13 protein-coding genes are annotated in these 12,520 nt (G+C 60.1%); 6 read left to right on the forward strand and 7 right to left on the reverse strand.

Translation table 11 applies throughout. From position 1 onward, the window contains the following. From J6497_RS18855 to J6497_RS18875, 5 genes are all read left to right on the forward strand, one after another. A partial coding sequence (locus J6497_RS18855; protein WP_225705789.1) for a PaaI family thioesterase occupies window positions 1–374 on the forward strand: 374 nt, incomplete at its 5' end. 122 nt (window positions 375–496) lie between these two features. Continuing rightward, a complete protein-coding gene (locus tag J6497_RS18860; protein WP_225705790.1) occupies window positions 497–748 on the forward strand; it encodes a hypothetical protein in 252 nt (83 codons plus the stop codon). A gap of 252 nt (window positions 749–1,000) precedes the next feature. After that, window positions 1,001–1,564 carry a GNAT family N-acetyltransferase gene (locus J6497_RS18865; protein ID WP_225705791.1) on the forward strand — a complete coding sequence of 188 codons (564 nt, stop codon included), beginning with the start codon at window positions 1,001–1,003 and terminating at the stop codon, window positions 1,562–1,564. A gap of 65 nt (window positions 1,565–1,629) precedes the next feature. Further along, complete coding sequence (locus J6497_RS18870) at window positions 1,630–2,466, forward strand: DMT family transporter (RefSeq protein WP_446479927.1); 837 nt, start codon at window positions 1,630–1,632, stop codon at window positions 2,464–2,466. Between the two features lie 345 nt (window positions 2,467–2,811). After that, window positions 2,812–3,459 carry a hypothetical protein gene (locus J6497_RS18875; protein WP_225705793.1) on the forward strand — a complete coding sequence of 216 codons (648 nt, stop codon included), beginning with the start codon at window positions 2,812–2,814 and terminating at the stop codon, window positions 3,457–3,459. A 1,365-nt stretch (window positions 3,460–4,824) separates the two neighbouring features. On the opposite strand, the gene J6497_RS18880 is transcribed toward J6497_RS18875, so the two are convergent. The 3 genes from J6497_RS18880 to J6497_RS42450 form a co-directional block, all read right to left on the reverse strand. Beyond that, the gene (locus J6497_RS18880; protein ID WP_225705794.1) at window positions 4,825–5,289 is read right to left on the reverse strand and encodes a YybH family protein; all 465 of its coding nucleotides are present in this window, start codon (window positions 5,287–5,289) and stop codon (window positions 4,825–4,827) included. 236 nt (window positions 5,290–5,525) lie between these two features. Beyond that, a complete protein-coding gene (locus J6497_RS18885) occupies window positions 5,526–5,774 on the reverse strand; it encodes a hypothetical protein (protein WP_225705795.1) in 249 nt (82 codons plus the stop codon). A gap of 354 nt (window positions 5,775–6,128) precedes the next feature. After that, window positions 6,129–6,374, reverse strand: a complete 246-nt coding sequence (locus J6497_RS42450; RefSeq protein WP_249793636.1) for a hypothetical protein — start codon at window positions 6,372–6,374, stop codon at window positions 6,129–6,131. 938 nt (window positions 6,375–7,312) lie between these two features. On the opposite strand from J6497_RS42450, the gene J6497_RS18895 reads away from it, so the two are divergent. Next, the gene (locus J6497_RS18895) at window positions 7,313–7,807 is read left to right on the forward strand and encodes a DUF3455 domain-containing protein (protein ID WP_225705796.1); all 495 of its coding nucleotides are present in this window, start codon (window positions 7,313–7,315) and stop codon (window positions 7,805–7,807) included. 246 nt (window positions 7,808–8,053) lie between these two features. Here J6497_RS18895 and J6497_RS18900 read toward each other — a convergent pair whose 3' ends face one another. The 4 genes from J6497_RS18900 to J6497_RS18915 are packed head-to-tail and all read right to left on the reverse strand — an operon-like array spanning window position 8,054 to window position 12,358. Next, window positions 8,054–8,209, reverse strand: coding sequence for a hypothetical protein (locus J6497_RS18900; RefSeq protein WP_225705797.1), 156 nt, complete (start codon window positions 8,207–8,209; stop codon window positions 8,054–8,056). 18 nt (window positions 8,210–8,227) lie between these two features. Beyond that, window positions 8,228–9,550: an MFS transporter gene (locus J6497_RS18905; protein WP_225705798.1), complete on the reverse strand. Its 1,323-nt coding sequence runs from the start codon at window positions 9,548–9,550 to the stop codon at window positions 8,228–8,230. A 26-nt stretch (window positions 9,551–9,576) separates the two neighbouring features. After that, window positions 9,577–11,268, reverse strand: coding sequence for an FAD-binding oxidoreductase (locus J6497_RS18910; RefSeq protein WP_225705799.1), 1,692 nt, complete (start codon window positions 11,266–11,268; stop codon window positions 9,577–9,579). Between the two features lie 10 nt (window positions 11,269–11,278). Continuing rightward, window positions 11,279–12,358, reverse strand: a complete 1,080-nt coding sequence (locus J6497_RS18915; RefSeq protein ID WP_225705800.1) for a pyridoxamine 5'-phosphate oxidase family protein — start codon at window positions 12,356–12,358, stop codon at window positions 11,279–11,281. Window positions 12,359–12,520: the final 162 nt, after the last annotated feature.

Consider the following 12,520-nt stretch of genomic DNA (forward strand, 5'->3'; position numbering starts at 1 on the left):
ATCTCCCCGGTCTCCTTGGGATGCGCTTTCGTAAAGTGGAGGCTGATGAAGTTGTCGCGACGCTTGAGGTAAGCCGCGCCCTCGGCGCCTGGAATGGCTATCTGCACGCCGGCACCGTGACGTCACTCGCTGACACCTGCTGTGGTTACGGGACTTTGCGCGGCCTTCCGGCCGGCGCCAGTGGTTTCACCACCATGGAGCTCAAGAGCAACCTAATCGGAACGGCACGCGAGGGCATCGTGGTCTGTACGGCGCGTCCGATACATAAAGGACGTACCACGCAAGTGTGGGACGCCGAAGTGCGCCGCGAGGCCGATGGCGTCGCAATCGCTTACTTTCGCAACACGCAATTGGTCCTGTGGCCGAAAGCGTGATTGGCAGTCGTCGGCTACGCCGTAACCCGGCTCCGTCCGGAGTGGTGTCCGTCGATCGGCTCCGCCGTCGGTCGCAGAGGGAGCAATTTTTTCTTTGGCTTCCATTCGACTGAGCTGCCGGTGTGGCGCACCCGGCACGATTCGAACGTGCGGCCTCCACCTTCGGAGGGGATGCCGAGCATGGCAAGCCGGTCGAGATCGACGCGTTGCTGACCGTGACTCGCGATTTAGGCCAAATGGTTGGGGTGCGGACGCCGTTCATCGATGGCGTTCTCGGCCTCGCTCGTCTGAAGGCAACCAGTCTCGGCCTACTCGAGAGGACTGCCGAGCTGGAAGAGTTGCATTGCCAAGCAGATCGTCAAGTCTGCGATTGATCAGTTCGTGTGATTAAAATCCAATTATTCGATATTGGATTTGAGAGCCCCGCACTGAGACCTTACGCCTATCGATAAGCCGGACCTACGCAGATTGTAATGGATCACACAGGCGTTACCCGACACATGTTCGATGCGAACGATGCTGAGGCGCTCGCCAAGGCAGAAGAACGGTTCACCGACAGCAAAGGACACTTGCTCGCCCACAGCACGACCACGTGTCTCATTTTTCGGGCGCAGAGCGATTGAGGTATGGCTTACCAAATCCAGCGTTATCCTGCCGAATTGATCGACGTGGTACGTCTGACTGCTGGCGAACGTGTCGTTATCCGGCCTGTCTTGCCGCAGGATCTGGAGCTCCTGAACACGTTCTTCCATGGTCTTTCCGCTGACGCGCGGTGCAGTCGGTTCATGCATCCTGTCAGTGAACTGTCTTCCGAACTGTTGCGGCAATTCACGCAGGTGGACTATGCCAATCATGTCGCGCTCGTTGCCGAAGTCTTCGTCGATGGCTGCGAAGTCGTGATTGGAGAGGCGCGCTATGCGCGGGCGGCCGACGCCTCGTCAGCAGAATTTGCGGTATCGGTGGCCGACTCCTGGCAGGGTAACGGCCTCGCAAAACTGCTCTTGGGCAGACTTGAACGCTTCGCGTCAGAGGCCGGCGTTCGTCAGATAACGGCTCAGACATTTGCTAGTAATAAGAAAATGCTGGCGGTGGCAGCAAAAGCTGGCTTCAAGATTTCTGCGAGTCTCGGCGCGCCGGGCGTAATGCGGCTTGTAAAGAGACTGGCTCCGCTGCAGCAGAGACCGAAATGACGCCCGATACCCCTTTTACGAATGGTCGGCCCGGAGTCATCTCCAGGTCGCACGCTTGGGGCCCGCTGCTTGTGGTCGCGACCGCCGTTGGTTGGGGCCTCGGCTGGCCCATGATGAAGATCGCCATGCACGATTGGCCGCCGCTGTTCGCCCGCGGCTGCGCCGGGCTGGCTGCCGCGCTCGGCCTCGCCATCATCGCGGTGGTGCGAGGACAGAACGTCTTACCCTCGCGCAGCCTGGCGTCGCGGCTCGCCCTCGGGGCAGCGATTAATGTGTTCGCCTGGATGGGCTTCACAGCCTTGGCGCTACTGTGGCTTACGGTGGCACAAGCTGCGCTGCTGACGTTCTCCATGCCGATCTGGGCGACGCTGCTCGCTTGGCCGATCCTTGGGGAGCGCCCCAGGTTGCGAAGTGTGATCGCCCTGTGCCTCGGCGTGGCCGGATTGGTCCTCCTTATGGGAGCAAATTTGGGAGGCGGGATCGAAACGTTTCCGGGCGTGGCGCTCGCCCTTGTCGCGGCCATCCTGTTCGCCCTGGGCGCAGTCACCTCCCGAGCGCCTATTCCGCTGCCGCCGATGGTCTCAACCGCGTGGCAGATCGGCCTCGGTTCGGCGGCAATGATCGTCGTTGACTTGACCCTCAACGGGTCGGATATCAGGCCGCTGAGCTTCGCTGGAGCAGGCGCGCTCGCCTACATGGCGGTGTGTCCCATGGCTCTCTGCTATCTCTCGTGGTTCGCTGCCCTTGAGCGTGTTCCCGCAGCGACGGCATCGACCGGGCTTCTACTGGTCCCGGTTGTCGGCGCGCTGTCTGCCGCTGCGATTCTCGGCGAGGCACTAGGTTTCCGGGAAATCTGCGCGTTCGTGCTGACTCTTGGAGGGGTGGCACTGGAGTTGCACTAGGGCATCTACACATCTTCCTGAGTCTTTTCAGCGAGTTGTCGACAGAATGCTGAAAAGCCGCGCATTTTCGCTAGACCCGACGCGGGATATCTCGTCCTCAGGTAACAACTAAGTCTTTGATCATGAGTCAGTTTTTCAGATCGAAGAGATGTGTAGATACCCTAGTGGAGTTGCAGGGACGCAGATGACGGACCACCCGGAGCAACGCGAAGAGAGACGTCCAACTAGTCAAGCCTGCGATTGATCAGTTCGTGTGATTAAAATCCAATTATTCGATATTGGGTTTGAGAGTCCCGCGCATTCTAACCTTACGCCTAGCCATACATCAAACGATAGGGTGCTCTCATGATGTTACTTACACACACCGCGGACGCCGAGGGTACCGGCGCGCTGCCGTGGCAGGAGAGTTTCACCGCGCGTCTCGAGGCGCTCGCCCTCCTGCAAACCTTGAACGCAGAGCTTCTAAGCCACGACTGCGCTACGCTGACTCTGGACCGCTGGTGTGCCGCCCACCGGTTGGCCTCGCCGGCTCGTATCGTGGCCGATCGCGCCGCTGGCGCGGAGCAAGCGCCGACGGATGAGCAGCGTCAGCTTCTCGGCGTCAGCGCGACGGAGCCTGTCCGCGACCGCAGAGTGCGCCTCATCTGCGGCGACCACATTCTCTCGGAAGCGGATAACTGGTACGTACCCGCCCGGCTGACACCGGAGATGAACCGGCTGCTCGACACCACCGACATCGCTTTCGGCCGAGCAGTGCAAGCGCTTAATTTCCGGCGCCACACGTTATCGGCGAAGCTGCTCTGGCCACCGCTGCCGCAGGACTGGGAAATGGGCGCCCCGCTGCCGGAGCGGAAAGGGGCGACGCTCACAATCCCCCACGCGGTGCTGCAGCACTGCGCTGTGCTTTCCCTGCCGGACGGCACCCCGTTCAGCGAGGTGGTCGAGACCTACACTCGGGAGGTGCTTGCCTTCCCAGAGCCACAACGGCCCTAGTACATCCACAAGGGCGACAACGTCACGATCTGTTGCGCCTCCGGCAACCGTGGCTCGGACGCGATCGATGATCCGGATCGCGTCATAGTCGATTGGCCTCGCCCGCATATGACACTCCCAGGCGGTCACCGACCGCGGCGTAGCCGCGGCCGATTCTTCAACATCGATCTGATCAACAAGCTCGAAGCGGATAGCCGTGCCGCGAGGCCACATCGCCAATTAGCCAAGCCTGCGATTTGATCAGTTCGTGTGATTAAAATCCAATCATTCGATATTGGATTTAAGAGCTCCACACGCTGACCATACGCCTATCGATACATCGACGCTCATTTTTCGGGTGACGAGACGTCAAACGGCGAAAGCAAAGAAAAAGGCAATGATGATGAAGGCAAGATCCGATCAGCGGACCGCAGAGCTCACGATCGATATTCCGATCTCACTGCGCCAGTCGCTTGAGGACGAGGCGCGACGGGCATCAACCACGCCATCCGCGGTGGTGCCCACCTGCTACAACCGTAACCGACTCGCTCGGCGCCAATTATGTCGTAACGCGCAGCCACGAAGATCGGCGCGGTAAACTGTTTTTCCGTAAGCATTCTGAGCCGTCGCCGGAGCAGCGCAGCTCCCTGTTCCCGAAAAAGAAGGGATCATGGCCAAGAAGGTCCGCGACTCCGATCGATTTCGTCGGGCCGGTGCGCGGCGGTGAATAATGACAGGCACATCGAATGCGAACGGATTTCTCGCAGCAACGAGCCCATCGTCCTGACCCAAGCGAAGGTCGAGAATGATTAGACCGGGCCGGTGTTTCCTCGAGATGGCAGCGCAGTTCAGCCCGACTGGACGCAGCCCTGGTCGGCATACCGTGCTCTTACAGAGTTCCGATCACCATCTGCCGCAAGGTGGGATCGTCATCAGCAACAATGATATCACCTACATCTACCAGCATGGTTGATCTCTTGAATTGGCAGCCACCAACCGGGATGCAGGTCTAGCCTTGAACACGAAATCTGTTGGCTATTGCGGACGGACGAAGTGAGTCCCTCCGTCACCGGAATCTATTCGCTGAAACCGGATGTCATGTGCCAACGACGTACTTTGATATGTGTCGATGACGCACAAAGATATTCTCCTTTTGACGCGATCTCATTTCGAGAGCAAACCTAAGGTCCGCGCGATCGCCGCTTCCATCGCATTCGGGCGGCTTTGACGTGACGTCAAAAACCCACGTGGTTGACGGCTTTGTCGATGCGGTCTGGTCGGAGCGGGCTTTTGGGTAGCGAAGGATAGTATAGGTCTACACTAGGCCGCTTGGTTCCGAGGCGTCGAAAAGGTCGTCCTCTGGATGATAGGCTGCGTCACTGCCGTCTATTGGTCGACCGACTCCGGCACGCTCGGTTCGACAAGGCGCATGTGCCATCCATCGGCGTCGCGCTGATAAACTGCGACGATGCTGCCGTGCTCTTTGCGAAGATGGCCATTTGTTTTCGGTACAGTGACGGTGAATTGGGTTAGGCCATACCCGCCATTGCCCTGGACGTGCGCTTCGACAACTTTGATCGAATGGTCCTGGGCACCGGCGGCGAAGCGCTTGGTATAATAAGTCGTAAGGGCCTGCCGACCACGCACGATCGACCCGGACGGTGCGACAAGCACACCGTCCGAGGTGTAGAGCGCGGCCATGCCCGCTGGATTCTTGGCGGCGTAATTGGCGTCATATTGCTGCGCCAGCGCGCTCGCAGCCTGCATCAATTCCGCCTTCGTGACATCCGCAGCCGAGGCCGGGGTGACGATAGCCCCGGCTAACAGGGCAAGGGTGAGCAATCTGATCATTTCGGGTCTCCTGGAGCTAATCTGGAGGGCAGATCACGCGCGTCCCCACAGTTGGCAGGTAGTTTTGCAAAAGTGTTTTCTGCGCGCGCGGCGGCGCCGGCATGGATCAGCAATCCTCAGCGAGCATTTGGGTGCCATCCATCTTTTCTGTAGCCGAAAACTTCAGACATTCGACGTCACTGAAACATCGGGCTGCGCCGAAGGTCGCCAAGATATCTCTTGATATCAAAGGACCCTTAGTGGTGATGTTGCCCGCGCATGTGGTGGCTTACATGGTGCTGCATGTTGGCGTTACTATTCCGCCAGTCGTTATCGCGATAGTAGCCACCATCGGTGTACGGATTCCCCGGTCCCAGGTTTTGACAATTTGCATTCGGGTAGAACTGCGCGCAATAGCCAGGATCTGAGATAACGGCTTGCGCCAGCGCGGGGGTTACGAATGCGGCTGTGGCAACAGCAGCGGCGGCCATCAATGCGAATTTCATCTTGGTCTCCTGGGTAATGGTACTGACTACATGGGAGCGCGCCGTGAGCTCCGCCATTTGTGTTTTGGGTAGCTCCTTCAAACGTGATGATCGACACTGGAGGTTGACCGTCATCACGGTCTAGCGTTGCATCGATACCAATGCAGCAAGCCGGATGAATCATTATTAAGTTGCATCCGCGGATGCGGCGCGCATGCTCGGCAAAGGAGCAGGCTCTTCGTGGGAGAGGAAACATGAAGACCATTTCCATGATGGTGGTAGCTGCAACAATCGCATTTTTCTGCGATCTCTTTCGCCCCGGCGGCAGAGCCAGCAAAGGCAAAACCTCACAGAACTACCGAACATTACTGCCTGTCATAAGAGGCCGGAGGTGACTGCGGCTTTACAAGCTACGCGCAATGTGAGGCCACAGCTTCCGGCATCGGTGGCGACTGCACGCGTCAAGCTGCGAAAGTAGCAGAACATCCAGCGCAGGGGTGACGAACCTGCATCCTGGATTGATTTCACCAGCTTTTCTGCAGCGTCGAGATCTAAATAGGAATTCAATGGTTTCGGACGGATTGCGAAATCGCAACCTTGGCGAATGCGCAATCTGATCATTGTCGTTGTCGTGCTGGCCGCTGTGTGGCGATGAGGCAGGGGTCCTACCGACCTCTGCCCACTGTCCCCACGCAAGCAGCGAAGGCGCCTTCACTTTTTATGCGACTGACGATCGGGGCATCCGGAAGACGGAAGCATGGTCAATCGGGATGGAGAGCTATGGTGGACCCTAAATCGGAATTTAGTGGCGTCGCCGAGTTATAGACCTAGCTTCAACAACATTCCGGGGGCAGTCTGACGAACGGAGCTCCCCATGTCGAATAACACGACAAAATTCGCTGCAGCATTGTTCCTGGTCCTGGCCACGCCTGTCGCTTCATTTGCGCAAGGCGGCGGCTCAGCTGCGGCGGGACATTTGGGCTCGGCCACAGTGGGTACAGGAGGGGGCCGACCAAACGCTGCTGTGCTTGGCACGCTGGGTAACATGTCGGCCGACCCGAGCAGGATTGGAAACGCTTCCAGGATACTCCCGCTTCCGCAGCCGAACATACACGTTCCGGCGATTCCGCAGTTCAAGTAGATTTGCGGCGCATCAAGCGCGAGAGCTTGATCCTATGCAGCTCACGCTTGAGCCGGATGGACTCACCTGGCGCCATGGGACGTACTGCGAATGTTGGGGTGATCCCGAACGGGAGCTTCAACCATGAGCACTATTCCTCTTCACGTTCAGAGACGCGTCGAGCAACGCTGGACCGCTCGGTTCGGTTCGTCAGGAAACTCGGACCCGCCAAACAACGTCGGGCTGAAAGGCTCGCCTGGACGTCGTGTGGCAGCCAGGACAGCCTCCGCAGGAAGCGCGGCGGCCGGATGCATCGACGCCATGTGCGACAAAGCCTTCCAGGACCTGCCGCTCTCCGCATCTGAGGTCGGACGGCCATCCGTCACCGGTGCGAGCAGGTATGAATAGCCTCTCACCCTAATACGATAAGGACTACTCCATGCTCATCCGCTCGCTTTTCACCTTTGCCGCTTTTGCTCTTTCCGCGGTTTCTGCGACGGCTCAGGACATTCCGGCCAAACTCGCGCTCCCGCAGGAGCGCCCGCTCGTCGGCGAGTACGCCGCCAAGGGCGTTCAGATATACGTCTGCGGTGTCAAGGGCGCCGCCACCGAATGGAGCTTCAAGGGCCCTGAGGCCAAGCTTGTCGACGCACAGGGCAGGCCGTTCGCCAGGCACTACGCCGGCCCGACCTGGGAAGCGCCCGATGGCTCCAAGATCGTCGGCAAGGTTTTAGCAACTGAGCCTGCTCCGAAGGGGGGCGCAATTCCCTGGCTGCTATTGTCGACAGAGCCTTCGGGATCCGGGGTACTTGCCGGTGCGCGTTTCGTGCAACGGGTCAACACCTCCGGCGGAGTCGGGCCGATCGGCGCGTGTCCGACGGCCGGAACAGAGCGGCGTGTCGACTACACAGCTGACTACATCTTTTACAAGTGATTGTTGACCGGGATTGTCAAAAGCAAGGAATTAGCTCGCCTCTAAAAATGTGCCCAACGCAAAGCGAAAGGTTGGCAGTCGCCGTGCGAAGACCGGAGGCGACAGCGTTACGTCACGCGTCGACGCCGAGGAGCTCGGCGGCGTCATGTCCGAGAAGCTGGCGGAGCTGTTCGCGGAGAGTGCGACCGAAGAGCACGCGCTGCGCCCGGTGCGGCGCCGGCGCTTGGATTCGTAGTCCGTCGGGCGCTAATGCTTCCCGGGAAAGCCGCCGAGGCCGTTAAAGGTCATATACAGCGAGTAGCCGCTGACCGCGATGGCGACGGCCATTTCGAACAGCAGGACGGCGACGCCGTATTTGTACCAAGGCTCGCGCGGCGCGACACGAATATCAACCGGGTTCATTGCATCTCCTGGAGAGTTTCACGACGGCTTCGGTGCAGAGCTCAGGCCGGCCAGAATGCGTCCAAGCAGACCATGCTCCTGCGGGTGCCGCTCGTAACGCGCGGCCCAGAAGTAGAACAGGATGAACGGCGCGAACATGTAGAGTGCGACGTGCAGATATCCCACGTGACCGTTGACGCTGCTGGCAAAGATCAGCGGATAGGCGATGCCGCCGACGGTTGAGATCCCGCCGATGAAGCCGGCGGCAATACCGGGGCGGTCCGGAAAGAGCAGCGGAACCAGGGCGAAAGTGCCGCCGGTGCCGAACGATACAAAGATGCCGAGCGCCACCAGCACCGCGATCGACCAGGGCAAGAAGCCGTAAAGCCCGGCAACGCTCAGCCCGATCATCGACAGCATGATCAGGATGAGCGCGATTCCCAGCCAATGCAGGCGCGGCGCGTAGGGCAGTTCCTTGGCAATGAAAGGCAACGGCGTCCAACCCTTGCGTTGGAAGAGGTCAGACATAAAGCCGGCGAACGGCCGGAACAAAGACGCGTTGAACGATGCCACGGCCGCGAACGTGCCGGCCGCGACCTGAACGCCGGCAACGCCGGTGAAGCCGAGCGCAAGAATCTCATCGTGAAAGCCGCGGGCGAAATAACCCGGCAGCCAGGCGTTCAACGCGATTTCCAGGCCGAACGACATCGCATAGGCCAGCATCAAAGCGATGGCGATATAGCGGGTCCACACGAACACCATTCCGCGCAGATCGCCGCCGCGCCGCACCACGTCGCGCCGCTCCATGGTCTTGGCGGCACTACCGCGCCACAGATACCAAGCGGCGACGACGAGAGCGATCATACCCAGCCACAGAAATGCGCTCTGATAGTCGGTGCCAAAGATGCGCGGCAGCAACAATGCACCGGCGCCAGCGCCGACATTGCCGGTGCCGGCGTAAAGTCCCTCGGCGGTGCCGATCTCGTGAGCGTCGAACCATTGCGCCACGTGCTGGACACCGACGACGAAGGAGACGCCGGCAATGGCGACGACCACTCGCTCGACGAAAAGCAGCTCGTAGTTGGTGGTGAAAGACGACGCGATCGAAACCAGTCCGCAGCCGGCAAGGATCGCGGCGAACGTCCGCGGAGCGCCATATCGATCGGACGCCCAGCCGGCGAAGATGCGCCCGGCCGGCGTCATCCAGATGGCCGAACTGGCGAGCAGGCCAAGGTCCTTGATCGTGAGATGATACGTCGCCGCGATGCTCGGGCTAAACGCAGCCGTGGAGAACCACATCAGGAAGCACCAAAAAAAGCCGACGGTCGCTATGCCAAGCTGTTCAACCCTGTGGCCCCGCATCAATGTTTGCTCCGCTGCGCCGTCTTTCACGCTTCCACCTCGAGATCGGAAAGGGCGACGCTGCAACAAGCAAAGGCGATACCGTTCTCCTTGCGCCGGCGGTCCTTTTCAAACTCCGGTTTCTCGGAAAGCGCTCCGGTGAAGCTCACCTCGCACTCTGCGCAACTCCCGGTCCGGCAGGCGTAATCCATCTCGATTCCGTGGGCTTCCGCCAGTTCCAGGAGGGTCACGGTCTCGTCCGTCTCGACCGTCCTGTCGCTCTTGATGAAGTGGACACGGTGCCGCGGCTCGGACAGCGCCAGCGGCTTCGGCACACGCGTGCCTCCCCCCGCGACCCGGCCGGATCCGAAACTTTCGCTATGAAGCTTGGCCTGATCAAAGCCGAGCTCCTGGAGGATCCTCCTTACCTCCGCGGCGAAGGGCTCGGGCCCGCACAGGAAGACGTGCCGCTGATCGAGGTCGGGGACCAGCGCATGGATCATCGACTTGTCGAATCGCCCGGTGAGGCCGGTCCAGGATTCGGTTCGCCCGGGCCTAGCGGAGGTCAGGGTGACGGCAACGCGGAAGCAGGCATGCCGGGCCGAGATGAGCTCGAGCTCCTTGCGGAAAATGATGTCCGCAGGCGATTTAAACGAGGCCAGGAACTTCACATCCAGATCGGCGGTTGTGTCGACGATCCAGCGGCTCATCGACATCATCGGTGTGATCCCGCTGCCGGCGCCGATGAACAGCATCTTTGACGCCGGACAATCGAAGCAGCTGAATTTTCCGGCCGGTCCCTTGATGGTCAACCGCCCCCCAAGCATAACATGGTCGCACAGCCAGTTCGACACACGACCACCGGGTACGCGCTTCACAGTCAATTCGAGAACATGCGGCCGGGACGGGCTCGATGAGATGCTGTAGGACCGCTCGATATACTCGCCATCGATGGTGAGAAGGAGAGTCACGAACTGACCCGGTCGATAGGAGAACAGGAGCGGCTTTTCGCCGACGAGCCGAAAGGTCTTGGCATCGGCGGTTTCCTCGATGATGTCCACCACCTTCAAGCTCGTGACGCCGCCCGACCAGAGCGCGATGGCGGCGCGATCCTCGATGCGATTGGTCAGTCCCGGGCTGGAAGGGGGCGGGGACAGGACATAGAAATAGGAGGGAATTTCCGCCAATTCCTCGGCCTCGACGATTTCCTCCCCTGCGGCGGCCGGAGAATTGGCAAGGCGGATACGCAGTTGATAGCCCGGGATGTCGACTAGGGACCCATCCCGTAGCGGGACCGGCACACCCGCCTTGATCTTTTTTCGATCGAGAAGCGCCCCGCATTCAAGATCGATCGCCCGGAGATAGAACCTGTCGTCCTTCTTGTGGAAAGCGGCGTGAAACAGGCCGAGCTTGTAGGCCTCGAGTTGTATATGGGCCCGGGGATGTCGTCCGACGACGGTCCAGCTGCCCAGCGGATCGATCGGCACATCCTCGATCTCGACACCGTTCTGCAGGATGATGATCTTGTCGGGCGAGTTGGCATATGATTCCTCGCCCGCGAACAGCCGATCGATCCAGGTGTTGCGGCGACGTATGAGAGTTTCGGATTGCGGTGTCGACGATCCGGCGGGACCGTCCGCGACGACGACCGGCGCCGGCAGGCCGGCGAATAGCTGTCCCCAAAATGCCGGTTCGGGTGGGTCCGATCCTACATTCCCATCGCCATCCCGTATGGTCATGGTGCGCTCCTCACCGCCAGCACTGGCGATCTAAGAGATTCAGGACGGCTTCGCGCGTGGTCTCGATGACCTGCATCACGCCTTCGATCTCCGGGCCGCCGATCTTCAGCTCTTCCAGAGTTTCCTTGAGGATCGCGAATATCCGGTCGAAATGCCGCGCCTCCAGCCCCATTTTGCTGACCAGCTCGACGCCGCTGTACTGGTACGGACCGCCAAGGGCCATGGCGAGAAAGGATTTCTGCTTGAGCCGCTGAGCCGCCATATCGCCATCGTCGAAGAAGCGCCCGACGAGGTCGTCCTCGAGGAGCTTGCGGTGGAACAGATCGACGGCGATCTCCATCGCCTGGTCACCGCCGATCCGGTCATAGAGCGGGATGTCTTTCAGCTGGAAATAATCCCCCTTCTTCGCGGCGACGCTGTCGGTTCCCCAGTCGATCGGTCGCTCCAGCTTTTTTAGCAGCGGGATATGCTTGGAGCATTGGATGTAGGCCTCCTCGACCTCGACCATCACCCACCGATTCGGCCGTCTCTTGCCGTCCTTCGCCAACTCGGCCAGCACTTCCTTGGGCAGCTTGTCGGCAAAGGCTTCGAGCTCGTCGCTCTGCACGATGCGCGCCTTGCCATTGACATGCAGGCCGACGGAATCTCGATAGCAGTCGAGGATCAGTAGGGCGATGTGCGGATTCTCCGAAATGTTCCCCAGACTGGCAAATACGCCGTTGCCGCGGTATTCAGGATAGAGGAGATGCCTGTTCCCCAGCACATGGATGAAGCCGGGCTCGCCGAATCTCGGGCTGCAATCGCATTCCCCGTGACGATCGGCGGTGCCGACGAACATGAACTCCTGCCGGGAGATGAATTCTTGCATCCGCGGGGCGAGAAAATTCAGGACCTGCCGGGCATAAAAGGTATGGGCCCGATCCTCGGAGGCATATTTCGCCTGCAGCGCGTGCTCGCCGTCGGAGCCGGGCAGGAGGCTCGGGGTTTTCAGCTTTGCCGGACCACCGGGCTGGCCCTGCGGGTGGCCACCCCCGGAAGGCGGCGGATTACTTGCTGGGCTGCCAACCCAAGATACTCGATGCAGGTTCATATTTGTCCCACCCCGAACAGCCGCCCATAGAACAAGGCGGCGGCTTGCGATGTCGGCGCAACCAATCCGCAGCGCGGACCAAGCACGCCCTCTGCATCACCATGTGCAAACGTTTCGACAGTCAGTCCGCGGGTGAGACCGGCAGCCTTAGCTAAGACGATC

It is taken from the genome of Bradyrhizobium cenepequi (assembly GCF_020329485.1).
GTDB lineage: Bacteria > Pseudomonadota > Alphaproteobacteria > Rhizobiales > Xanthobacteraceae > Bradyrhizobium > Bradyrhizobium cenepequi.